The sequence below is a fragment of the Lentzea sp. NPDC055074 genome, assembly GCF_053608005.1.
Window position 1 is genome coordinate 298,288 of sequence record NZ_JBSGUQ010000005.1, and the last position, 22,788, is coordinate 321,075.

The window sequence follows — 22,788 nt, forward strand, 5'->3', positions numbered from 1 at the left end:
AACCCGGCGCCCCGGCCTGGGCGTTGTCCGATATGTGCTGATACCTCGACTAGCCGCCGCCGGCGGTTCCCTCGCCGTCGTCGCGACGATCGCCATGGTCGGAGTGCTGGACCTGACGGTCGGGCCGCTGCGCCGCACGATCAGCGAGTACGCGCTGGGCGACTACCGGCCGGTGTTCGACGTCGCCGTGCTGCTGCTGGCCGTCGGGTCGCTCGCGATCCTCGGCGTGCTGATCCACAAGGGCCTGGCGCGGTGGCGGTCGGCCGGCTCGATCGCCCTCGCCCTGTGGTCCGCCGGCCTGTTCCTCGTGGTGGCTTTCCCGAAGACGAACTGGGCGATGGGCACCAACGAGCTCAGCGGCAGCATCCACCGGTTCGGCAGCATGGTCGCGTTCGTGAGCCTGCCGATCGCGATCATCGCGCTCGCCCGGCCGTGGCTGCGGCACCCCGTGTGGGGACGACACGCCAGGTGGACGATGGCGTCCGGTTTGTTGAGCGTTGTCGCATTCATGCCGCTGCTCTACGCCATTGTGCTGGGCATGGTCTCCGACGTTCGGTGGTGGCGCGTGTTCCCGTTGGGGTACATCGAGAGGATCTTGCTCGCGGCCGAGGTGCTGGCCGTGCTCGTCGTCGGGCTGTGGGCCATCTCGGCAAGTAGGGTTGCGCCATGGCGAGTTGGGGAGACCTCGCGGATTACGTCCGCGCCGAGTACGACGTCATCGAGGACCACGGCGAGGAGCTGAGGGTCCTCTTCACCTTCGGGGACGTGGAGGAGGACGAGGACGACCGCACGCAGGTCGTGATCATCGTCCGGGAAGTGCTCGACAAGATGCACGAGTGGGTGCAGATCGCCTCCCCGTGCGGGCTGGCGTCGCAGGTGAACCTCCACGACGTCCTGGCGGAGGTGGGCAACTCCACCGTCGCCTGCGGCCTCGCGATCATGGGTGAGCACGTGGTGGTCCGGCACTCGTTGCCGCTCAAGGACCTCGACATCCACGAGTTCACCGATCCGCTCCAGTTGCTCGCCGGTACCGCGGACACGTTGGAAGAACAGTTCTGGGGAGGCGACGGCTACTGATGTTCGACCTGACTCCTGCGGCCGACCAGCTCGCAGGACTGGTGCGCACCGTGACGGACGGCGACCTGAAAGCGCCGACGCCATGTCCCGACTACACGGTCGGCGACCTGCTGGACCACGTGAACGGCCTCGCGCTCGCCTTCACGATGGCGGCGCGCAAGACCCCGCTGGAGGGCACCGGTGCCGGCGACGCGGCCCGGCTGCCGATCGACTTCCGCGAGTCCGTGCCGGGGCGGCTGGCCGAGCTCGCGACGGCCTGGCAGTCGCCGCAGGCGTGGGAGGGCATGACCCGCGCGGGTGGAGTCGACCTGCCCGGTGAGGTCGCCGCCGCCGTGGCGCTGGACGAGGTCGTGCTGCACGGCTGGGACCTGGCGAAGGCGACCGGGCAGCCGTTCGAGGTCGACGAGGGCCTGCTCCAGGTCGTCCACGGCTTCGTGTCGTCGATCGGCCCGGACGACCGCGACGGTTCCCTCTTCGGAGCGGAGGTGGAGGTCGACGCGACCGCGCCCCTGCTCGACCGTGTCCTGGGACTCAGTGGGCGGAATCCCGGGTGGAGCCTGGATTAGGGTCTCCTGACGTGGGAGCCATCACGGTGCAGGTTCGGGCAGGACTGGGCGCCGGACGCCTGGCCGCCGCCATGGAGTCCCTGGTGGAACTGCATCCTGAGCTGCGTCGTTCCGGCTTCGCGCACCACGAGGTAGCGGATCCCGCCGCCGCCACCCCCGCGGCCCTCGCGGAGGCGGAGGCGGGTCTCGACCTGCGGACCGGCGTCCTGATGCACGTGGTGTGGCTCGACGCGGGGCCCGCGCACTCCGGCCGGATGGTCCTGGCGCTGCACGACGTCGTGGCCGACCGGCTGCCCCGGATCCTGCCCTGGCTGGTGCACGCGTGGAGGCAGCCGGCGCTCGTCGGCTGATTCGCTGCCGGCTGGTGGGCAGTGGCCGAGAACGGGTCCTCGGGCTTACCGCCGTGCCCGACCGGAAAGCCCTGCGCGAGGGTGACGCCGAGGGCGAGGGCACCCCCGACATCGACGAACTGGCCCCCGACGACGACAGGCCCACGATCTCGAACTGCCCGCAGGACTTCGAGATCGACCCGCGCGGCGGCAGGTTCCGCGTGACGTCCGAGTAGGGCGACGTCGCGTGGATCAAGCTCGTCGACAAGGGTCAGCTGCTGCCCGAGGTCATCGTGTGGAGGCCGGGCCGCTGACCTTCCTCGCCACGAACACGTACTCGCGGCCGGGCCGGTCCGGCGCGTCCCGCACGTCGACGACCTCGAACCCGGCGCGGACCAGGCTCTGCTCCACCTCGGGACGGGAGCGGAACCGCAGCGTCGAGTCCGAGGCGATCACCGACCCGTCCGTGAACTTGTAGGTGTGGCGGAACGAGACGAACGGCAGGCTCACGTCGAGCAGCTCGAGCTGCTGCCGGACCCCGCCGCGCACCCGCGGTTCCGCCCGTGCCCAGTCCTCCCACGCCCGTTGCTCCGGACGCCGGGTCTCGAACACGAAGTGCCCGCCGGGCCGCAACGCGCCCCGCACGCCGCGCAGCGCGGCCTCCCAGTCCTCGCCCAGGAACACCTGCGCCACGTTCCCGGTCATCGTCACGAGGTCCATCTGCATCGCGGGCAGCGTCGTCGCGTCGCCGTGGATCCAGGTGACCCTGGAGTCCTTGGCACGTGCGAGCTCCAGCGACGCGAGAGCGGGGTCCACGCCGACGACGGTGAGCCCGGCGTCGGCCAGCAACGTCCCGAGGGAGCCCGTGCCGCAGCCGACGTCCAGCGCGCTCGACGCCCTGAGCTCGGCCGCGATCCCCACGTACAGGTCCAGGTCGTCACGCGGGCCGTCGAAGGCGTCGTAGACCCTGGCCAGTCGCGGATCGGCGAAAATCGCGTCAGGCATTCCACAACCTCGGTCCCACGACGAACGGCATCAGCAACTCGATCACCTCTCGGTCAGGCTTTCCGTACAGCTCTTCCTCGGCGACGCGTCGCGCGATGCCGGCCAGGAAGTCGGCCACCTGCACGCGGGCGTCGTACTGCGAATCGACCAAAGTGAGGCTTTCGAGCCACGGCGCCAGGTTCTTGAGCTGCTGTATCCGGCCTGCGGTCAGCGACAGCTGCTGGTCGTGCACGATCGACACCGGCCCTCCCCACTGGGCCACGGCCCGAAGGATAGCCGGGAACAACGGGTCGAGGTTCCCGCGAGGTCCCCTGGCGCGCAGCAGGTCGTTGTACAGCTCCAGTGGTCCGGTCACCGAACCGAACTCCGCCCGCACCCGCGAGGCCAGGAACCGCCGCTTGTCCACGAGCTGCACGCGGGCGCGCCCGGCCAGCGGTCCGTCCGGCCCGAGGAACCACAGCAGCACCCAGCGGTTCTTCGTCCGCAGCAGGTGGTTCGCCTTGTACTCCAGGGCGGGCGACTTGATCATCTCGCGCAGCGTCTCGACGCACCGCGACGCCTCCGCCTCGGACAACGAGACCCCGGCGTGCGCGAAGACCGCCGTGACCCCGCCGACGAGCTTCTCGCCCTCGGACCCGGACTCGTCGCAGGCGATCTCCATCAGGACATCCGGAACACGGGCCCTCGGGCGCGGAACGGCAGATGCGCGCCCGCCGGTATCAGGAACGCGTGCTCGCGGCGGATCCGCAGCACGTCGCACCCGCCGTCGGTGATGACCAGGATCGGGCCCGCGGCGGGGAAGTCGCCGGCACGTTCGAGCAGGTCGACACCGGGCTGCAGCACCGTGCCGCCGCGCCCGCGCACCGTCACCCGTCCCGCGATGTCCTCCACGGGCACGTACCCGGCGTCATATGCCATCGCGTCACAGAAAACCACGCGTGCGGCGGGTACGTCACGTGCCGCGGAGTAGGAGGCGATCGCGCCGAGCGCCTTGCCCAGCAGCTTCGGGTCCATCGAGCCGGACGTGTCGAGCACGACCCCGAACGTCGGCCGCGACTCCAGCGACTCCGGCCGCACCCAGCCGGGCCGCGGAATGTCCGGAGTGGACGCTTGCCGCCGGGACGCACGCGCGTAGGTGCGCCGTTTCTCCACGGCCGGAACGAACTCCTCGAACCACCGCGCCAGCTGGGCGTCCCACGACAGCGGCGGGTGCTCCAGCGCCCGGATCTCCTCGACCAGACCGGCGGGCAGGAGCCCGCGCGAGGACGTGTGGTGGCCCAGCCCGGTCAGCAGCGCGCGCCGGTAGAACTCGTCGAGGTCGGTGACGTTCGCGGGCCCGCGCAACGGTTCTCCGAGCAGGTCGCCCTGATGGTGGCCCCGCAACGTGAGCAGCTTGCGGTACCGGCGAAGGTCCACCGCGATCCGGTCGTACACCGACTCCGCCGACAGGCCGCGCAGTTCCGGGTCGTGCAGCACGCCCTCCGGTGCCGTGCCGACGCCCATCTCGACGAGCCAGCCGTTCACCACGAAGTCCGCGGCGATGTTCCACAGGTACGGGTCGCGGCCGCCGACGCGGTCGCAGTGGCGCAGGGCGGCGTGCAGCATCTCGTGCGCGAGCACGAACCGCCACTCCGGCCTCGTCAAGCCCGCCAAGGGGTTCACGTAGATCTCGGCCGAGGCCGTGGACACCGCGGCGATCGAGATGTCCCAGCCCCGCGCCAGTTCCGCGTCCGCCACGACCGTCATCGTCGACGCGAGCGCGCCCAGCAGCGGGTAGTGCGACACGAACCAGCCGAGCGCGAGCTGCCACTCGGTCCTGGCCGGCCGCGAGTCGGTCAGCGACGACCGCGCGCCACCCGCGACGTCGATCGCGGCCACGGCGGCGTTGGACAGTCCGGCGGCGAACCGCTGAGCCCACTTCTCCGGGTTCGCCGACTCACCACCGCGCACGCAGCTATCCGGCTCCCACGAGAACGGGCGCGTGCCGAACTTGATCGCGGGCTGGAAGTCGAGGACGTCCGCGCACGAGTGCGTGCCGAAACCGAGGTGCAGCAGGCAATGCGCGAACACCCACGTCCACTCGTCCTCAGTCGCCCTCCTCGTGGGATGGGCGAACAGCGAGCCGTCCAGCGAGATGTCCGCCCACGGGTGGCCGGACTGCCGCCGCACCCAGGTGCCGAGCGCGGCGAACAGCGGATGCGAGTCGATCCGCTTGTTCGCCGCGGCGAACGCCAGCGCGGCGGGATCGGCGTGGGACTTCGACGCACGGCGGCTCATGCGCGTGCCGCGACCAGCCGGGGCAGGTCGCGGGTGACCTCGACGAGGAACCACGCGGGCAGCACGGGGTTGCCGTCGTCGTCGGCCGCGATCACCATCTGCGCGATCTCCAGCGACAGCTCGGCCAGCTCCAGCAGCAGTGCCTTGCCGCGGTGCGCGAGCCGCTTGCCCGCCGCGGACGCGTGGGCCTTGTCGTGCGGCAGCTCCTTCACCAGCCGCGCGCGGAACGCCTCACCCAGGAAGTACAACAGGTCCCGGTCGCCGGGAGCCGACGGCCAGCGGACGTCCCCGCGCAGCACGGCCTCCAGCCCGAACGCGTTGCGCACGGTCTTCACGTACGCCTTGAACATCGAGGCGTGGTTCGCGGTGACCGTCCCGAAGGCCAGCACCCCGAGCAGGTCCTCGGAGATGTCGTCGCCGAACGAGTGCAGCGCGTCGGAGAGCATGTGCCAGCCACGCGGCGTGGAGAACGTCTCCTCGACCTTCGGTGCCGCGCTCCACAGGTGGTCGGGGCGCTGGGTCAGGTACTCCAGCACCCACGGGTGGATGTCGTTCTCCCGCGCCCACGCCAGCCAGTCGCGCGCGGACGCCGTGAGGTGCACGTGGATCATGCGGTTGACGAGCGCCGACGCCATCGGGCGCGCCAGGGCGTTGTCGACCGCCCGGTTGCCGGCCCCGATCACGATGGAGCCCTTGGGCAGCTCGTAGGAGCCGATCCGGCGGTCGAGGATCAGCGAGTAGAACGCCTTCTGCACCTCGGGGGAGCTGGCGTTGAGCTCGTCGAGGAACAGGCAGTAGGGGTCGTGCCGCGCGATCGACTCCGGCGGCGCGAACCGGGATCGGCCACCGACGAGCTCCGGAACTCCGATGAGGTCCTCCGGCGCGAGCTGCGTGCCGAGCAGCGTGACGCACTCGAGACCCAGCGCGGTGGCGAACTCGCGGACGAGTGAGGACTTGCCGATGCCCGGTGCTCCCCAGAGGAAGACCGGTCGGACGACGGCGACGTGCAGCAGCACCTCCGGAAGCTGTGCTGGTGTCACGGTGGTTGTGGATCGCATGAGGGTTCGAGGATGCCGGATCCGACTTGTTCCGGTCGCCCGAATTTATTGACACGAGCAGTGGTCTGGTGCTGTGATGCAAGCCTCACTGATAGGAAACCTTCTTAACTAAATCGCCGCCGCGACCTGCAGTCCCCCTCACACAGGAGGCACCCTGTGGCCAGATCCCTGTTGTTGGTCGTCCCCGCAGCACTAGCCATCGCTGTCGTCCCGGCCGTGGCCAACGCCGCCGTGGTCCAGTACCAGGCGGAGAGCGCGACCATCTCCAACGGCCTCGTCGAGTCGAACCACGCCGGCTTCACCGGCTCCGGTTTCGTCAACTACGACAACGAGGTCGGCAGCTCCGTCGAGTTCACCGTGAACGCCCCGGCCGCCGGCCCGGCGAACCTCACCTTCCGGTTCGCCAACGGTCAGACGGCCAACCGCCCCATGGACATCTCGGTGAACGGCGCGGTGGTGGCGAGCGCCCTGTCGTTCCCGAGCACGGGAGCCTGGACGTCGTGGACCACCAAGTCCACCTCGGTCACGCTCGTGGCGGGCTCCAACAAGATCAAGACGGTCGCGACGACGTCCAACGGCGGCCCGAACCTGGACCGGATCGACGTCGACGCGCAAGGCGGCGGCACGCCGGACACCGTGGCTCCCTCGGTCCCCGGCAGCCTGCGCTCGACCGGCACGACGGCGACCTCGGTGTCACTGGCGTGGAACGCGTCCACCGACAACGTGGGCGTGACGGACTACGTGCTGTCCAACGGGCAGACGGCGACCGGCACCACGCACACCGTCTCCGGCCTGACGCCGGACACCGCGTACACCTTCACCGTGCGGGCGAGGGACGCGGCGGGCAACCTGTCCGGCGCGTCGAGCCCGCTCTCGGTGCGCACGCAGCCGGGCACGCCCGGCGGCACCAGGCCGCACGACATCAACGGCCTGCTGCGCGTGTGCGGTGTGCAGCTCTGCAACCAGTACGGCAACCCGATCCAGCTTCGGGGCATGAGCACGCACGGCATCCAGTGGTACCACCAGTGCGCCAAGTCCCAGTGGTGGGACGCGCTGGTGAACGACTGGAACGCGGACTTCATCCGCGTCGCCATGTACATCCAGGAGGACGGGTACGAGACCGACCCCCGCAAGTTCACCGACATGATGCACGGGTACATCGAGGAGGCCACGCGTCGTGGCATCTACGTCCTCGTGGACTGGCACCAGCTCTCGCCCGGTGACCCGAACTACAACCTGTCCCGCGCCAAGACGTTCTTCACGGAGATCGCCAACCGGCACAAGGACAAGACCAACATCATCTACGACATCGCCAACGAGCCGAACGGCACGTCGTGGGCGAGCGTGAAGTCCTACGCCGAGCAGATGATCCCGGTCATCCGCGCCATCGACCCGGACAGCCTCATCGTCTCGGGCACGAACGGCTGGTCGACCTTCGGCCACTCCGACGGCGACAGCCCGTCGCAGGTGCTGAACAACAGGGTCAACGCGACCAACTTCATGTACTCGTTCCACTTCTACGCCCAGGCCCACAAGGACGCGTACCTCAGCGTCCTCGACCAGGTGTCGAGCCAGGTCCCCGTGTTCGTGACCGAGTTCGGCACGCAGGCCGCCTCCGGCGGTGGGTCGAACGACTTCACGATGTCGCAGAGGTACATCGACCTGATGGCCCGCAAGAAGATCTCGTGGGCCAACTGGAACTTCTCCGACGACGGCCTGACGGGTGCGGTGTTCAAGACCGGCACCTGCTCCGGCACCACGTTCGCGGGCACGAACGTCCTGAAGCCGGCCGGAGTCTGGGTGCGCGAGCGCATCAGGACGCCGGACAACTTCCCGACTTCTTGATCTGAACTGAACAGGGGGTGTGACCGCGTGCGGTCACACCCCCTGTTCTTCTACGTCAGGGGCCAGGTGTGCACGGGTTCGTTGGCGTGCATCAGGTCCACATAGGTCCGCAGCATCGTGCGCAGCGCGTCCGCCCGGTCCATGTGCGTGTGGTCGTAGTGCCGGTGGAACTCCCGGGCCTGCCAGGTGGCGCCGTTCACGCCGCTCAGGCACCGCTGCTCGATGACGCCCAGTAAACGGTCCCGCTCCGAGGAGTCGACGCCCCACCGGATCAGACCCTCGTGCGCCAGCGGCAACAGTCGGCGCAGCACCAGCTCGACCACCGGCACCGTGCCGACACCGGGCCAGTACATCTGCGCGTCCATGCCGTTGCGCGAGGCGGCGTTGAAGTTCTCCTCCGCCGCCTGGAAGCTCATCTGCGACCACAGTGGACGCTCGTCCTCGGCCAGCGCGCGCACCAGCCCGAAGTACAGCGCCGCGTTGGCCAGCGTGTCGACGACGGTCGGCCCGGCGGGCAGCACCCGGTTCTCGACGCGCAGGTGCGGACGGTCGCGGACCACGTCGTAGACCGGCCGGTTCCAGCGGTAGATGGTGCCGTTGTGCAGTTTCAGCTCGCTCAACGAGGGCGTGTCGCCCTTGTCGAGCACGGCCAGCGGGTCCTCTTCGTCGGTGATCGGCAGCAACGCGGGGAAGTAGCGGACGTTCTCCTCGAACAGGTCGAAGATCGAGTTGATCCACCGCTCGCCGAACCACACGCGCGGCCGCACGCCCTGAGCCTTCAGCTCGTCGCCGCGGGTGTCGGTGGCCTGCTGGAACAACGCGATGCGCGTCTCGCGCCACAGCTCCTTGCCGAGGAAGAACGGCGAGTTCGCGCCGACCGCGACCTGCACACCCGCGATGGCCTGGGCCGCGTTCCAGTAGGCGGGGAACTGCTCGGGGCTGACCTGCAGGTGCAGCTGCGTGCTGGTGCACGCGGCCTCGGGGACGATCGAGCTCGCCGTGAGGTGCAGGCGTTCGACGCCGTCGATGGAGATCTGCAGGTCCTCACCACGCGCCGCCAGCACCTGCTCGTTGAGCAACGCGTAGCGCGGGTTGCCGGAGAGCAGGTCCGGCGAGATGTCGCTGGAGCGCAGGGTCGGCAGGATGCCGTTGATGACCATGTGCGCGCCGACCTCGCGGGCCTTCTTCTCGGCGTCGTTGAGGCTGCGGCGGACCGTCTCCTCGAACGCCGTGATGCCGCCGCCCGCGAGCCGGCGCGGAGCCACGTTGATCTCGATGTTCCACTGGCCGAGCTCCGTCACGAAGTCGGGGTCGTCGATGACGTTGAGCGCCTCGTGGTTCTTCATCGCGGGGTCGCCGTGCTCGTCGATCAGGTTGATCTCGATCTCGAGGCCGGTCATCGGCCTCTCGAAGTCGAACCTCGCTTCACGCAGCATCCGCGCGAACACGTCGAGGCATCTGCGCACCTTGGTGCGGTACCGCGTGCGGTCCTCGCGCGTGAACTCGTGCTTCGCGACGTCCTCGCCCATGGTGGCCTCCCGGCGGTCGAGGGTTCACCCCACCACTGTGCACCATGATTGATCAAGCCGACAGTCGTGTGTCTTGTTTCCGGATCTAAACGGACAGGCCTCCCGCGGGCACCGCGATGGCGGTGACGAGGAGATCACCCTGCACGAGCCAGCGGCCGTCGAACCCGGTGATCGGGGTGTCGGGCAGCAGGACGCGGCTGTGGAACGTGCCGTCGGGGTCGAGGGTGATGTCCGCGTCCTCGAAACCGAGCCAGCGCCGGGTGAGGGGGAACCAGGCCTTGTAGGTGCTCTCCTTGGCGCTGAACAGCAGCCGGTCCCAGCAGATCTTCGGGTCGGCGGCCTGCAGCCCGGCCATCCTGCCGATCTCGGCGGGGATCGCGATCGCGCCCAGCACGCCGTCGGGCGCGGGCTTGTGCGGTTCGGCGTCGATGCCGATCGTCTCGAAGTCCGTGTTCATCGCGAGCGCCGCGGCCCGGTAGCCCGCGCAGTGCGTGAGGCTGCCGACGACACCTTCCGGCCACAGGGGCTCGCGCTTCGGGCCCGGCAGGATCGCGGCCGGCGCGACGTCGAGGGCGCGCATGGCCTCGCGGGCGCACGCGCGGACCGTGCTGAACTCGAAGCGGCGCTTGGGCACGGCGTTGCCGAGCTGCGCCTCCTCCTCGGGGAAGAGTTCGACCGGCTCGTCGTCGTTGAACCGCTCGGCCACCGCGATGGTCGCCGGGAAGAGCTGCTCCAGCACTTCTACGACTCCCGCAGCACGTCGTGCAGCTTCACCTGGGTGGTGCCGCGTGGTTTCCACTCGCGCGGGTAGCCGAGCGAGACCTCGTCGAAGCGCACGCCGTCGTAGAGCGTCGTGCGGGGGATGTGCAGGTGGCCGTAGACCATCTCGACCACGTTGAATCGCTTGTGCCAGTCGGCGGTCAGCTCCGTGCCGCACCAGAGCGCGAACTCGGGGTAGCGCAGCACGAACGTGGGGTCGCGCACGAGCGGGTAGTGGTTGATCAGCACGGTCGGGCCGTCGACCCGGGCCAGCCGCTCCTCGGTCTCCTGCACCCGTGCCTGGCACCACGCCTCGCGGGACGGGTACGGGTCGGGGTGCAGGAAGTACTCGTCCGTGCACACCACGCCGGCCTCGTGCGCGATGGCGAGCGCCGACTTCACGTCCGTGGCACCTTGCGGCCGAAAGGAGTAGTCGTAGCCCAGGAACAGTGGACAGACGGTGACCGGGCCTCGTGGACCGTCGAACGTGACGTACGGGTCCTCGGGCGTGATGACGTCGAGGCTGCGGCACAGCTCCACGAGCTGCTTGTAGCGCATCTCGCCGCGGGACTGGTTCGGGTCGTCCTTGGTGGTCCAGAGCTCGTGGTTGCCCGGCGACCAGATCAGCTTCGCGAACTTCGGGCGCAGCGTCCGCAGCGTCCATTCGATGGAGTCGAACTTCTCCGCCACGTCCCCGGCGATGATCAGCCAGTCGTCCGGGTCCGCCGGGGCGATCGCCGCCACGACATCGCGGTTGTCCTGGTAGGAGACGTGCAGGTCGCTGGTGGCCAAGAGCTTCACGCTTCGACGGTAACCGGGCCGTCAACGAAGGATGATCGCCGCCCGGTGGAGTGACCAGGTCCCACCCGATCGTGAGAGCGGTACCACGACCGGTTATCCGTTCGTCGCAGACAGTGCGCCACTCGTCTCAACAGGACCAGCCGTGCGTCGCCGTCGTGGGGCCGCTCGTCGCCTTTCACGGCCTACCTACTTACCTGTTTTCCGACCTGCTTCTTACTGTGAGCGCTGTCACCTGACGGAAAAGTCCTGGCGGAGGACCACACCATGACCGACTCACAGTTCGCTCGCACCCCGGACCCGCGGCTCGCGCGGCAGGTCCCGCCCCGTCAGGTGCCAGGGCGTCCCGTACCCCCGCGCCAGCCGGTGGTCCCGCCGCGTCAGGCGGCCGTGGGCCAGGCCCCGGTCCGCTACGGCCAGCCGGTCGACCCGCGCCTGCAGGGCAACCCGTCGTTCCGCCGCACCGTCGGCGCCGAGATCGCCCGCCACGCCCAGCAGCACCAGGCCTACGCCGTCCCGCAGCGCCGCACCACGGCCGAGGACACGGCCCTGGCCACCCTGCTCCGCTCCCGTCAGCGCGCCGAGTCCGCCCGCCAGGACCCGCGGCCCGCCGACGTGATGCCCCGCGACTCGTGGATGCGCGCCTCGGCGTGGCCCGAGGCCCCGGTGGAGTCCGGTCGTGGTGACGTCATCGAGCAGCTGTCGGCACGGCTCGTGTCCGCGAACCTGTGGGCCGTGGTCGAGCCGCTGATCCCGCCGGCCAAGGTCCGCCGCCAGGGTGGCGGCCGCGGCCGGGTCTGCAACCGGTCGGTGTTCACCGCGATCGTGTTCGTGCTGTCGTCCGGCTGCGCCTGGAGGCACCTGCCCGCGTCGTTCGGCGTGACCGTGCCGACGGTGCACCGCCGCTTCCAGGAGTGGACCGACCTGGGCCTCTGGGTCCGCCTGCGCCGTGCCGCGGCCGAGGGGGCCTGCGGGACCGAGGAGCTCGACTGGATCCGCGCCGTGCTCGACGCCGCCGACCGCCGTGCGGCGAAGGCCGCCGGCTGAGACCCTGTGCTTCGCCGGAGTCACCCTGCGGAAGGGTGGCTCCGGCGTTTTCATGGGCTCACATGCCGTTGATGCCCGCGTGGTACTTCGGCACCCGCACGGTGATCTTCGTGCCCAGCCCGCACGCCGTCTCGACGACCAGGCCGTACTCGTCCCCGTAGACCCGCCGCAACCGCTCGTCGATGTTGCCCAGGCCGATGCCCGCGGACTCGTCCACCTGCCCGGCGAGCGTGCGGCGCAGCTTCTCCGGGTCCATGCCGATGCCGTCGTCCTCGATCGTGATGTGGGCCTCGGCGCCGCCGTCGTTCGCGTAGATCTGGATGTGGCCGGGCTCGACCTTGCCCTCCATGCCGTGCCGGACGGCGTTCTCCACCAGCGGCTGCAGGCACAGGAACGGCACGGTCACCGGCAGCACCTCGGGCGCCACCTGCAACGTCACCTTCAGCCGTTCACCGAAGCGGGCCCGCTCCAGCGCCAGGTACTGGTCGATCGACCGCAGCTCCTCGGCCAGCGTCGTGAAGTCGCCGTGGCGGCGGAACGAGTACCGGGTGAAGTCCGCGAAGTCGAGCAGCAGGGTCCGCGCGCGCTCCGGGTTCGTGCGCACGTAGGAGGCGATGGCGGACAGCGAGTTGTAGATGAAGTGCGGCGAGATCTGCGCGCGCAGCGCCCGCACCTCGGCCTCGACCAGGCGCGTCCGCGAGCGGTCCAGCTCGGCCAGCTCCAGCTGACCCGCCGCCCAGCGCGCCACCTGGTTCGTGGCGCGCACCAGCCCGGCCGACGCCTCGCGGGAGTACGCCGCCAGCGTGCCGACCACGCGGCCCTCGACGGTCAGCGGGGCGACGACGGCGCAGTTGATCGGGCAGTTGGGTTCGGTGCAGCCGATGTCGAACGCCTGGGTGCGGCCCGTCAGGAAGACGTCCTCGGCCTGCGCCATGGCCTCGTGGGCGTGGTGCTCGGAGACACCCTCCCAGGCCACGACCTCGGTCTCGTCGGTCAACGCCAGCGCGGGCGTGTCCAGCAACGTCCGCAGGTGCCGCGCCGACTTCTTCGCCGCGTCCGGCACCAGGCCCGCGCGCAGCGGGGGAGCGGCGGACCAGGCCGTGTGGAGGGTCTCGTAGGTGACGCGCTGGGCCTCGGTCGAGAGCGACTGCTTGTTGCGCGTGCCCCGCCACAGGACGAGCACGGCCGCCCCGCCGACGATCAGGATCGCGGCGGCGGTGAGGAAGTCTTGCATCGCGTCACCCTCTAGCTTCGCTCTTCGCCCGAGTTCGGGCCCGAGCCGTCCAGCCCGAGGTTCTCGGGCGCGTGGAGCTTGACCATCGTGCGCTGCACACCAGGCGGCACGTGCCGTTGGGTGAGCAGCGAGACCACGTACATCACGGAGAAGCCGAGCGGGACCGTCCACGCGGCCGGACGCGACAGCAGGATCTCGTACCAGGCGTCGCCGGTGTCGGTGAACATCGTGACGAGACCCGCGGTCAACGCCGGCACGCCGCCCGCGAGCATGCCCGCGATCGCGCCCACCGTCGTGATGCGGCTCGACCAGATGCCCAGCATCAGCAACGGGCACAGGGAGGACGCGGCGACGGCGAACGCGAGGCCGACCATGTCCGCCACGGGCATGCCGGTCGACACGAACGTCATCGCGAGCGGCACGAGGCCCGCGAGCACCGTCGAGATCCGGAACCCGCGCACGCCGCCCAGCCGCAGCACGTCCTGCGACAGCACGCCCGCCAGCGACACCACCAGACCCGACGAGGTGGAGAGGAACGCCGCGAACGCGCCTCCCGCCACCAGCGCGCCGAGCAGTTCGCCGCCCACGCCGTCGATCATCCGCGTCGGCAGCACGAGCACCACGGCGTCGGTCTGGCCGGTCATCAGCAGCTCAGGTGTGTACAGGCGGCCGAGAGCGCCGTACATCGGTGGCATCAGGTAGAAGACGGACAGCAGGCCCAGCACGATCAACGTCGTGCGGCGCGCGGCCGTGCCGTTCGGGTTGGTGTAGAAGCGCACGATCACGTGCGGCAGCCCCATGGTGCCGAGGAACGTCGCGATGATGAGCGAATAGGCCCCGTACAACGGGAAGTCCTGGCCGCTCGACATCGGCAGCGACCACATCTCGTTGGTGTTGTGCTCCATCGTCGTCAGGTGCGGGACCGGCGCGTCCTTCGGGAACGTGAACTCCGAGCCCTGCGCGATGCGGTGGTAGCCGTCGTTGAGCGTGAAGGTGTCGTTCTCGATCCGCACGCCGTCGATCTCGCCGGTGCCCCTGACCAGGATCGACTGCTCGGCGTGGACCGTGGTCGAGCGCTGGAACGCGACCTCGGTGTCCTGCCGGAACACCGGGTACTCGGGCTCGGTCAGCGACTCGGCGCCGTGCACCTGCCACACCGCGATCAGGAACACGATCGGCACGGTGATCGCGGTGAGCTTGAGCCAGTACTGGAACGCCTGCACGAACGTGATCGACCGCATCCCGCCGGACATCACGTTCGCCGTCACGACCGCGGTGACGATCAGCGCGCCCACCCAGTCCGGCGCGCCCGTCACCGTGTTCAGCGTCAGGCCCGCGCCTTCGAGCTGCGGCAACAGGTACAGCCAGCCGATCGCCAGCGCCAGGATCGACGCGACCGCCCGCACGCCGCGGGACCGGAAGCGGGCCTCGGCGAAGTCCGGCAGCGTGTAGGCGCCGGACCGCCGCAGCGGCGCCGCGACCATCGTCAGCAGCACCAGGTACCCGGCGGTGTAGCCGACCGGGAACCACAACATGTCCGGCCCGTAGGCGAAGATCAGCCCGGCGATGCCGACGAACGACGCCGCCGAGAGGTACTCGCCACCGATCGCGGAGGCGTTCCACCCCGGCGAGACCGTGCGCGAGGCGACGTAGAAGTCCGACGTCGTGCGGGAGACGCGCAGTCCATAGGTACCGACCAGGATCGTGCCCAGTGCGACGACCAGCACCGCCACGATGGCGTAACCACTCGTCATGGACGTTCGACCAGCTCCGCGAACTCGCGTTCACTGCGCTCGGCCTGGCGCACGTAGAACCAGCCGGCCAGCAGGAGCATCGGGAACGTCGCCACGCACAGCAGGAACCACGGCAGCCCGAGCCCGAGGATCCGGAACCGGCCGAGCTCCGGCTCGATCGCGAACAGCAGCGGCAGCAGTCCCAGCGCACCGGTCGCCACCAGGCACACCGACAGGCCCAGCCGCCGTTGCGCCCGGATCAGCGTGCGCATGTAGACGGCGCCGAGCTCGCTCTGCTCGTTGATCTCGCGCGTACCCGGGTAGGGGCGGCGCGCACGGGGTGCCCGCGTGCGCGGGCTCGTCACCACCACGCGCTGAGTCGGCCTCGGGTCCGGTCTCCGGGGTGGCGGCGTCGTCACGACCCGAGCCCGTTCCTCGGTTGCAGGACTCCGGCGGGGGCGGCCTGACCGGTCACCGGCGTCGGCCGGGCGCGGCGGACGAGCAGCTGGCGCAGATGACGGGCGTGCCGGCGGCTGACGGGCAGCACCGCGCCACCGATCGTCACGCTGAGGTGGCCGTCCTCCAGCCGCAGCTCGTCGATGTGACCGAGCGACACCAGGTGGCTGCGGTGGATGCGGACGAACCCGGCGCTGCGCCAGCGTTCCTCGAGGCCGTTCAACGCCGCGCGCACGAGGCCGCTGCCGGTCGCGGTGTGCAGGCGGGCGTAGTCGCCGTGCGCCTCCACGTAACGGATGTCGGCGAGGCGGATGAACCGGGTGACGCCGCCGAGCTCGACGGGGATGACCTCGTCACCCATCTCCGGCGGCGTGGAGTTGGTGGGCTGCGGGGGCGTCGCGGCGGAGGGTTCGGCGGGGGTCTTGGAGTCCCAGACCTCGTGCACGATGCGGTGCACGGACTCCGCGAGCCGTTCGGGACGCACGGGCTTGAGCAGGTAGTCGAGCGCCTTGAGCTCGAACGCCTCCACGGCGGGCTGCTGGTGCGCCGTCACGAACACGACGGGCGGCGGCTGCGCGAACCGCGAGAGCACGCGGGCGAGGTCGAGACCGTCGAGCCCGGGCATGCGGATGTCGAGGAAGACCGCGTCCAACGGCTGACCGGCGTCCATCGCGCGGTGCAGCACCCGCAACGCCTTGGTCGCGTCGGTGACCGCCTCCACGTGGGCGATGCGCGGATCGGAGCGCAACAGGTAGGTGAGGTCTTCCAGGGCGGGCGCCTCGTCGTCGACGGCGAGCACCCGCAGCGAGCGCTCGAGGCTGCCACGTCGATCCGGCCCCTCGCAGATGGGGCAGGGCAGACCTGAGGTCATTCGAGATCGAGTCCAAACTGTGTACGGCCGATCCTCACGTGGCGCGATTGGACCACGTTCGGTCATCGCGCGCCTGGTGAGCCGAGGGCGTCGGATACGCGATCATGCCCCCTCACGGAGGGTGAGCCGCTGCGGGGGTCCGGTTGCACAGCGTGTGCACGAAACGAGCACCCCCTCCCCCCTGAAACGCCGATCGGGCGCATCATCCGCCAGGGAGAGGACGAGCCGGAACCCTCCGATCGGGTGTCAGGACTGCCGGAGCGCGCGCGGCTTGGCCGCCAGCGCGTCACCGAGGGTGATCTCCAGCTCGATGAACGACTCCTCGGCACGGCGGGCGGCGACGCTCACGGAGGCGGCGGCGGCCGGGCCGATCAGTCTGCGGGTGGGGGCGCGCAACGCCTGGATCGCCTCGGACCACTGGTTCGAGAGCTTCGCGAGACCGCTCAGCGTGTCCACGAGCTCCTCGGTGTTGTCCGGCGGTGACTCGACGATCTCCGCCAGCCGGTCGCGCAAGGCGTCCAGTGCCGGGTCCACTTCAGTCCTCCAGACAGGCTGCGCCAGCCATTTCCGCCACTGGGCGACACCATATCCCGACCACGGTGTCCCAGTGCAATGATGTTGCCCCCAACGGCGTCACGCGGTCAATCGATTGCGCATTCCGTCTCACCAGGCCGCACGTCTCAAATGGCGCACAATCGGTGGTATCCCGAAAAGCACGCGGTTTCGAGTGCTAGTACTTGTGCTCAGCCGATCTGGGGGGATGCGGTGAAATTTTTCGTGATTCAGGACGGTGGCCCCGCTCCACTCGCTCTCGTGCGCACGGACGGCGACCGGGAGCAGAAGCTCGTCGGCACGGGGGAGTGGGCCGGCTCCGCCCTGCTCGCCGCGCCCGAGCCGGGGTGGACCGTGACGGAGACCGCGGCGCACGAGTTCTACGACCACGTGTACGAGGCGATGCGCGAGGCACGGGCCGGGCTGGCGTGCGTGGCGGTGCTCTCGTCCACCTACCGCGTCGACGAGTTCGTCTACGTGAGCGCGGTGCTGCGCCGGCGCGACGGCGTCGAGGAGTGGCTCGGCAGGGACAACGTCTGGCGGACGGGAGACCCCGGCGGGACGATCCGGCTGCCCATCGGCGAGGAAGAGCTCGGCCGTCACCTGTGGACGGCCGCTCGGCCGTCGTGGTTCGTCCTGCACGAGCCGAACGACCGGGTGCGCGCCGTGGTCAGGAAGATCCCGTCCGCGGAGGAGGCCTTCACGCGCGAGCTGAGCTGGGAGCCGTCCGACCTGCTCGGGCACACCGGCCTGCGGGTCGAGGAGGTCGACGAGTACGCCGCCAGGGACGCGAGAGCCGCCATCGAGGTCGCCGTGCGCGGCCGGCGGCACGGCGGCTGGACCCGGTACTTCGCGCTGTGGGACGGGAACGAGGCCGAACCACGTCACCTGCACTCCGTGATCAGGCGGACCGCGCTGGGTGCCGAGGAGATCCACACCGGGCGCGGGGGCTGGCAGCCGACGAGAGTGCTGCGGCGCCTGGAGGACACCCTCCACAAGGCGCTTCCCGTCAGCGAGGAGGAGGCCGGGGCGATCATCGCGGCCAAGCCCGCGCGGCGGCGCTTCCGCGTGCTGTCCGTGGAAGGGCCGCACCTCCCGTTCGCCGTGGTCCAGGTGGACGGCGAGCACGAGGAGGCGTTCACGCGCGACCTGGTGTGGGGACCGTCGACCCTGCTGGCGGAGGTGCGCGAGCACCGCGGCCGGTGGGTCGAGGAGCTCTCACCGGGCACGTCAGCCGACAACGCCGCGTACCGGCTGGCCCTCGCGCAGCGCAGGCTGTGGCAGCGCCACGAGTGGCAGGGACCTCGGTACCACGCGATCTTCACCGACATCCGAAAAGCCCTCGACCTCACGAACGCGATCGCGCTCGTCGAGGGCGACGCCTGGGAGGAGTACCAGTACCGCCGGGGGGAGTGGACGCGGTGCTCGCTGCTCCGGGGCGTCGGCAACGGCGGCAACACCTACGAGGAACTGCCGGTCAGCCCGGACGAGGCCCGGCGGCTGATGGAGCTCCTCGACGCCCGCTGACCGTCAGAGCCGGCCGACGTCCGTGATCGTCACGACCGCCTCGCCCAGCTCGTCCGACGCGGCCAGGTCGACCTCGGCGTTGAAGCCCCAGTCCTTGTCCCCGGCCGGGTCCTCGAAGATCTGCCGGCACACCCAGCGCTCGCGCTCGACGTTGATGATCAGGAACGCCGGGCCGCGCGCGTTCGGGCCCGCGCCGAGGTCGCGGTGCTCCTCGAAGTACGGCTCCAGCGCGTCCATCCACTCCTTGGCCGTCCAGCCCGACTCGTGGTCGAGCTCGCCCAGGGAGTACCAGTCGCGCTTGGCGGCCAGTTCGACGCGGCGGAACAGCGCGTTGCGGACCAGCACGCGGAACGCGCGGACGTTGCGGGTGACGGCGGGCGGGAGGTCGACGCGGACCTCCTCGACGGGCGCGTCCGGGTTGGTGAGCTTCTCCCACTCGTCGATCAGCGACGAGTCGACCTGGCGCACGAGCTCGCCGAGCCACGAGATCAGGTCGTTGAGCTCCTCGGTCTTCGCCTCGTCCGGCACCGTCTGCGACAGCGCCTTGTAGGCGTCGGCCAGGTACCGCAGAACGAGGCCCTCGGACCGTGCGAGGCCGTAGAACGCCACGTACTCCGAGAACGTCATCGCGCGCTCGTACATGTCGCGCACGACGGCCTTGGGGGACAGGTGGTAGTCGCCGACCCACGGGTGGCCGCGGCGGTAGGTGAAGAACGCGGCCTCCAGCAGTTCGTTGAGCGGCTTCGGGTACGTCACCTCCTCCAGCAGCTCCATCCGCTGGTCGTACTCGATGCCGTCGGCCTTCATCGCGCCAATCGCCTCGCCGCGCGCCTTGTGCTCCTGCGCGCCCAGGATCTGCCGCGGGTCGTCCAGAATGGACTCGATCACCGACAGCACGTCCAGCTCGTAGCCCGGTGCCTCGCGGTCGAGCAGCTCGATCGCGGCCAGCGCGAACGGCGACAGCGGCTGGTTCAGCGCGAAGTTGAACTGCAGGTCCATCGTCAGCCGGAAGTCGTCGCCGTCGCGTTCCACGACACCGGCCGCGACCAGCGCCTTGTACATCGCCAGAGCACGCTTGATGTGCCGGAGCTGCTTCGGGCGGTCCTCGTGGTTGTCCTCGAGGAGGTGCCGCATCGCCTGGAACGCGCCACCGAGAGGCCGGCCGATCACGTTCAGCAGCATCGCGTGCGAGACCTGGAACGACGACGTCAGCGGCTCGGGCTCGGCACCGACGAGCCGTTCGAACGTCGACTCGCCCCACGACACGAACCCGTCGGGAGCTTTCTTGCGCACGACCTTGCGGCGCTTCTTCGGGTCGTCGCCGGCCTTCGCCAGCGCTTTGATGTTCTCGACCTCGTGCTCGGGCGCCTGCACCACGACCGTGCCGACGGTGTCGTAGCCCGCGCGGCCCGCCCGTCCGGCGATCTGGTGGAACTCACGGGCCTTGAGGATGCGTGTGCGCGTGCCGTCGTACTTCGAGAGTGCGGTGAACACGACCGTGCGGATCGGCACGTTGATGCCGACGCCGAGGGTGTCCGTGCCGCAGATGACCTTCATCAGACCGGCCTGCGCGAGCTGCTCGACCAGGCGGCGGTACTTCGGCAGCATGCCGGCGTGGTGCACGCCGATGCCGTGCCGGACCAACCGCGAGAGCGTCTTGCCGAACCCGGACGAGAACCGGAAGTTGCCGATCTTCGCCGCGATCGCTTCCTTCTCCGGCTTCGTCGCGACGTTGACGCTCATCAGCGACTGCGCGCGTTCCAGGGCCGCGGCCTGGGTGAAGTGCACGACGTAGATCGGCGCCTCACGGCCGTGCAGCAGGTCTTCGATCGTCTCGTGCAACGGCGTGGAGACGTACTGGAAGTTGAGCGGCACCGGGCGCTGCGCCGAGCGGACCACCGCAGTCGGGCGGCCGGTGCGCCGGGTCAGGTCCTTCTCGAAGAACGAGACGTCGCCGAGCGTCGCCGACATCAGCAGGAACTGGGCCTGCGGGAGCTCGACGATCGGCACCTGCCAGGCCCAGCCGCGGTCGGGCTCGCTGTAGAAGTGGAACTCGTCCATGACGACCTGGCCGACGTCGGCCGTGTGGCCGTCGCGCAGGGCGATGTTCGCGAGGATCTCCGCGGTGCAGCAGATGATGGGCGCCTGGTCGTTGACGCTGGCGTCGCCGGTCATCATGCCGACGTTCTCCGGCCCGAACACCTCGCACAGCGCGAAGAACTTCTCCGAGACCAGCGCCTTGATCGGCGCGGTGTAGAAGCTGCGCTGGTTGCCCGCCATCGCGACCAGGTGGGCGCCGATGGCCACCAGGCTCTTGCCCGACCCCGTGGGCGTGCTGAGGATGACGTTGGCGCCCGAGACGAGCTCGATGACCGCTTCCTCCTGCGCCGGGTACAGCGCGAGGCCGCGCTCGGTCGCCCAGTGGGAGAAAGCGTCGAACAGTTCGTCTTCGTCGGCGATCGAGGTGAGCCGGTCCGTGAGTGCAGTCATCGCAGGTGAACTATAGGTGGTACGCGTATTCGGTGAACTCCCAGTCGGTCACGAACCGCTGGAACCGGGCCACCTCCTCCCACTTGAAGTCCACATAGGACCGCACGAAGTCCTTGCCCAGCACGTCGACCATCGCCGTGTCCTCCTCCAGGTAGGCGAGGGCGTCGGGCAGCGTGGCGGGCAGCGTCGGGGCCTTCGACGGGTCGTAGCCGTACCCGGCGGACGGGCGCGGCGGCTCGATCTGGTCGCGGATGCCCAGGTAGGTGGCGGCGATGAGGCCCGCGATGCCGAGGTACGGGTTCGCGCTCGCGTCCCCGAGCCGCAGTTCGAGCCGCGTGGTGTCCCCGCGCTCGGCCGGGACCCGGAGCATCGCGCTGCGGTTGTCGAGGCCCCAGTCGATCAGCCACGGCGCGAGCGAGTCCGGCCCGAACCGCTTGTAGGAGTTGACCGTGGGGTTGAGCAGCGCGGCCAGCGCCGGAGCGTGCTTGAGGATGCCTCCGATGGCCCAGCGCGCCTCGTCCGACAGGCCGCTCGTGGTGCCCGGCGCCTGGAACGCGTTGCGGCCGTCCTTCTCGTGGCACGACAGGTGCAGGTGGAAGCCGCTGCCGCCGCCGTCGTTGAACGGCTTGGCCATGAACGTCGCCATCCGGCCCTCGCGCCGGGCGAGTTCCTTCACGCTCGTCTTGAAGCGGAACGCGCGATCGGCCGCGTCCATGGCGGGCGAATGGACGAGGTTGATTTCGAACTGCCCGCCGGCGTACTCGTGGTTGCCGCCGGTGGTCTGCAGACCGGCGCTGCTGAGCGTGCGAAGAGTTCTCAACAGATGACCGTCTGAATCGCCCCGGCGGCCCGTCGCGTAGACGTTGCCCGGCTCGTCGCAGTAAGGCCGCCACCCGTTCGGGCGATCTTCGTCGGGTTCGCACAGAAAATATTCCAACTCGGGTCCCACGACGGGGGTGAGTCCCGTGGTCTCGAATATTTCGAGCGCGCGCCGCAGCACCTGCCGGGGCGACTCGTCGACCGGTCTCTCGTCGGCCGGGCTCACCGCGTCCCCGATGCACCACGCCACGCCCGGTTCCCACGGGATCGGGAGCAGCGTGTCGAGGTCCGGGACGACGATCACGTCGGGCAGCCCGGCGTCGAGCACACCCCCGTTCTCGGTCGTCTTGCCGCCAGGGGTGGTGCTGTAGACGGCCCTGCAGAAGGACAGGCCTCGCTGAGTAACCGCAGGTAGGTGCTCTACTAGGACGTCACGACCCCGATCGGTGCCGAGCAGGTCGGGGAAGACGACGCGCACCACGTCGATACCGTCCTCGCCGAGCTTCGACGCGAGTTCCCGGGTCACCTGTTCACCGACCACGTCGGACTACCTTTCCGGCACAGTGTGTCGCTGGCACGGAGGGGATAACGTTGAGGGGCAAACGCCATGGACCCGTCCGTGGAGCAAAGACCAGTCGGTGCTCCGCACTCATCGTCCACCACGGGGCAACAGTCCGTAACTGGACGGGTGACGACCGTCACGAGATCATGCACGATGTGGGATCGTGATCAAAGTGGTTGCGGAAAGACCCGCCCCACATCACAGACATAGTTCGGAACCGCAAGTATTGTGCCGGGAACACCTGAGCTCGAGCA

At 69.7% G+C, this 22,788-nt stretch carries 21 protein-coding genes and 1 pseudogene; 8 read left to right on the forward strand and 14 right to left on the reverse strand.

The genetic code is table 11. The features are described 5' to 3' along the window. The first annotated feature begins 34 nt into the window (after positions 1-34). From ACWF7A_RS14645 to ACWF7A_RS14665, 5 genes are read left to right on the forward strand one after another with little or no spacing between them, the layout of a single operon-like run. Entirely contained in the window at positions 35-742 is a 708-nt protein-coding gene (locus ACWF7A_RS14645; RefSeq protein ID WP_452250949.1) for a DUF998 domain-containing protein, read from the forward strand. Further along, positions 667-1,077 (forward strand): hypothetical protein, encoded by a 411-nt coding sequence (locus ACWF7A_RS14650; protein WP_452250950.1) that lies wholly within the window; start codon positions 667-669, stop codon positions 1,075-1,077. Before ACWF7A_RS14645 ends, ACWF7A_RS14650 begins: the two co-directional genes overlap by 76 nt. Continuing rightward, entirely contained in the window at positions 1,077-1,643 is a 567-nt protein-coding gene (locus tag ACWF7A_RS14655; protein ID WP_452250951.1) for a TIGR03086 family metal-binding protein, read from the forward strand. Before ACWF7A_RS14650 ends, ACWF7A_RS14655 begins: the two co-directional genes overlap by 1 nt. 11 nt (positions 1,644-1,654) lie before the next feature. Then, positions 1,655-1,993, forward strand: coding sequence for a hypothetical protein (locus ACWF7A_RS14660; RefSeq protein ID WP_452250952.1), 339 nt, complete (start codon positions 1,655-1,657; stop codon positions 1,991-1,993). A 53-nt stretch (positions 1,994-2,046) separates the two neighbouring features. After that, a complete protein-coding gene (locus ACWF7A_RS14665; RefSeq protein WP_452250953.1) occupies positions 2,047-2,208 on the forward strand; it encodes a hypothetical protein in 162 nt (53 codons plus the stop codon). A 52-nt stretch (positions 2,209-2,260) separates the two neighbouring features. Here the strand turns inward: ACWF7A_RS14665 and ACWF7A_RS14670 are convergent, their stop codons facing one another. The 4 genes from ACWF7A_RS14670 to ACWF7A_RS14685 are packed head-to-tail and all read right to left on the reverse strand — an operon-like array spanning position 2,261 to position 6,312. After that, positions 2,261-2,977, reverse strand: coding sequence for a class I SAM-dependent DNA methyltransferase (locus ACWF7A_RS14670; RefSeq protein ID WP_452250954.1), 717 nt, complete (start codon positions 2,975-2,977; stop codon positions 2,261-2,263). Next, positions 2,970-3,638, reverse strand: a complete 669-nt coding sequence (locus ACWF7A_RS14675) for a DUF3800 domain-containing protein (protein WP_452250955.1) — start codon at positions 3,636-3,638, stop codon at positions 2,970-2,972. The genes ACWF7A_RS14670 and ACWF7A_RS14675 overlap by 8 nt, the downstream gene beginning before the upstream one ends. Continuing rightward, positions 3,638-5,254, reverse strand: a complete 1,617-nt coding sequence (locus tag ACWF7A_RS14680; RefSeq protein WP_452250956.1) for a vWA domain-containing protein — start codon at positions 5,252-5,254, stop codon at positions 3,638-3,640. Before ACWF7A_RS14680 ends, ACWF7A_RS14675 begins: the two co-directional genes overlap by 1 nt. Beyond that, on the reverse strand, positions 5,251-6,312 hold the full coding sequence (locus ACWF7A_RS14685; RefSeq protein WP_452250957.1) for an AAA family ATPase: 1,062 nt from the start codon (positions 6,310-6,312) through the stop codon (positions 5,251-5,253). Before ACWF7A_RS14685 ends, ACWF7A_RS14680 begins: the two co-directional genes overlap by 4 nt. Before the next feature lie 156 nt (positions 6,313-6,468). Between ACWF7A_RS14685 and ACWF7A_RS14690 the strand changes: the two genes are divergently transcribed. Then, complete coding sequence (locus ACWF7A_RS14690) at positions 6,469-8,157, forward strand: cellulase family glycosylhydrolase (protein WP_452250958.1); 1,689 nt, start codon at positions 6,469-6,471, stop codon at positions 8,155-8,157. A gap of 50 nt (positions 8,158-8,207) precedes the next feature. Here the strand turns inward: ACWF7A_RS14690 and ACWF7A_RS14695 are convergent, their stop codons facing one another. From ACWF7A_RS14695 to ACWF7A_RS14705, 3 genes are all read right to left on the reverse strand, one after another. Beyond that, the gene (locus ACWF7A_RS14695) at positions 8,208-9,686 is read right to left on the reverse strand and encodes a glutamate--cysteine ligase (protein ID WP_452250959.1); all 1,479 of its coding nucleotides are present in this window, start codon (positions 9,684-9,686) and stop codon (positions 8,208-8,210) included. A gap of 85 nt (positions 9,687-9,771) precedes the next feature. Then, entirely contained in the window at positions 9,772-10,425 is a 654-nt protein-coding gene (locus tag ACWF7A_RS14700; protein ID WP_452250960.1) for a 4'-phosphopantetheinyl transferase family protein, read from the reverse strand. A gap of 2 nt (positions 10,426-10,427) precedes the next feature. Further along, positions 10,428-11,246, reverse strand: coding sequence for a metallophosphoesterase family protein (locus ACWF7A_RS14705; RefSeq protein WP_452250961.1), 819 nt, complete (start codon positions 11,244-11,246; stop codon positions 10,428-10,430). 633 nt (positions 11,247-11,879) lie between these two features. Between ACWF7A_RS14705 and ACWF7A_RS14710 the strand changes: the two are divergent. Further along, positions 11,880-12,278, forward strand: a pseudogene (locus tag ACWF7A_RS14710) (transposase); the annotation flags it as partial. A 70-nt stretch (positions 12,279-12,348) separates the two neighbouring features. Here ACWF7A_RS14710 and ACWF7A_RS14715 read toward each other — a convergent pair. From ACWF7A_RS14715 to ACWF7A_RS14735, 5 genes are all read right to left on the reverse strand, one after another. Continuing rightward, the gene (locus ACWF7A_RS14715; protein ID WP_452250962.1) at positions 12,349-13,524 is read right to left on the reverse strand and encodes a sensor histidine kinase; all 1,176 of its coding nucleotides are present in this window, start codon (positions 13,522-13,524) and stop codon (positions 12,349-12,351) included. Between the two features lie 11 nt (positions 13,525-13,535). After that, positions 13,536-15,278, reverse strand: a complete 1,743-nt coding sequence (locus tag ACWF7A_RS14720; RefSeq protein ID WP_452250963.1) for a sodium/solute symporter — start codon at positions 15,276-15,278, stop codon at positions 13,536-13,538. Next, positions 15,275-15,628: a hypothetical protein gene (locus tag ACWF7A_RS14725; RefSeq protein ID WP_452250964.1), complete on the reverse strand. Its 354-nt coding sequence runs from the start codon at positions 15,626-15,628 to the stop codon at positions 15,275-15,277. The genes ACWF7A_RS14720 and ACWF7A_RS14725 overlap by 4 nt, the downstream gene beginning before the upstream one ends. Positions 15,629-15,672: 44 nt before the next feature. Continuing rightward, complete coding sequence (locus ACWF7A_RS14730; protein ID WP_452250965.1) at positions 15,673-16,584, reverse strand: LytR/AlgR family response regulator transcription factor; 912 nt, start codon at positions 16,582-16,584, stop codon at positions 15,673-15,675. Between the two features lie 246 nt (positions 16,585-16,830). Further along, a complete protein-coding gene (locus ACWF7A_RS14735; RefSeq protein ID WP_452250966.1) occupies positions 16,831-17,118 on the reverse strand; it encodes a hypothetical protein in 288 nt (95 codons plus the stop codon). Between the two features lie 279 nt (positions 17,119-17,397). On the opposite strand from ACWF7A_RS14735, the gene ACWF7A_RS14740 reads away from it, so the two are divergent. Beyond that, the gene (locus ACWF7A_RS14740; protein WP_452250967.1) at positions 17,398-18,663 is read left to right on the forward strand and encodes a hypothetical protein; all 1,266 of its coding nucleotides are present in this window, start codon (positions 17,398-17,400) and stop codon (positions 18,661-18,663) included. Between the two features lie 3 nt (positions 18,664-18,666). Here the strand turns inward: ACWF7A_RS14740 and ACWF7A_RS14745 are convergent, their stop codons facing one another. Then, a complete protein-coding gene (locus tag ACWF7A_RS14745; protein WP_452250968.1) occupies positions 18,667-21,153 on the reverse strand; it encodes a DEAD/DEAH box helicase in 2,487 nt (828 codons plus the stop codon). A gap of 10 nt (positions 21,154-21,163) precedes the next feature. Next, positions 21,164-22,498, reverse strand: a complete 1,335-nt coding sequence (locus ACWF7A_RS14750; protein WP_452250969.1) for a glutamine synthetase family protein — start codon at positions 22,496-22,498, stop codon at positions 21,164-21,166. Positions 22,499-22,788: the final 290 nt, after the last annotated feature.

What these genes read in the sequence shown, in the direction of transcription:
- ACWF7A_RS14655 (WP_452250951.1), top strand. Translation starts at nt 1,077, where the DNA reads ATGTTCGACCTGACTCCTGCGGCCGACCAGCTCGCAGGACTGGTGCGC.
- ACWF7A_RS14650 (WP_452250950.1), top strand. Translation starts at nt 667, where the DNA reads ATGGCGAGTTGGGGAGACCTCGCGGATTACGTCCGCGCCGAGTACGAC.
- ACWF7A_RS14730 (WP_452250965.1), bottom strand. Translation starts at nt 16,584, where the DNA reads ATGACCTCAGGTCTGCCCTGCCCCATCTGCGAGGGGCCGGATCGACGT.
- ACWF7A_RS14675 (WP_452250955.1), bottom strand. Translation starts at nt 3,638, where the DNA reads ATGGAGATCGCCTGCGACGAGTCCGGGTCCGAGGGCGAGAAGCTCGTC.
- ACWF7A_RS14695 (WP_452250959.1), bottom strand. Translation starts at nt 9,686, where the DNA reads ATGGGCGAGGACGTCGCGAAGCACGAGTTCACGCGCGAGGACCGCACG.
- ACWF7A_RS14745 (WP_452250968.1), bottom strand. Translation starts at nt 21,153, where the DNA reads ATGACTGCACTCACGGACCGGCTCACCTCGATCGCCGACGAAGACGAA.
- ACWF7A_RS14685 (WP_452250957.1), bottom strand. Translation starts at nt 6,312, where the DNA reads ATGCGATCCACAACCACCGTGACACCAGCACAGCTTCCGGAGGTGCTG.
- ACWF7A_RS14670 (WP_452250954.1), bottom strand. Translation starts at nt 2,977, where the DNA reads ATGCCTGACGCGATTTTCGCCGATCCGCGACTGGCCAGGGTCTACGAC.
- ACWF7A_RS14715 (WP_452250962.1), bottom strand. Translation starts at nt 13,524, where the DNA reads ATGCAAGACTTCCTCACCGCCGCCGCGATCCTGATCGTCGGCGGGGCG.
- ACWF7A_RS14680 (WP_452250956.1), bottom strand. Translation starts at nt 5,254, where the DNA reads ATGAGCCGCCGTGCGTCGAAGTCCCACGCCGATCCCGCCGCGCTGGCG.
- ACWF7A_RS14720 (WP_452250963.1), bottom strand. Translation starts at nt 15,278, where the DNA reads ATGACGAGTGGTTACGCCATCGTGGCGGTGCTGGTCGTCGCACTGGGC.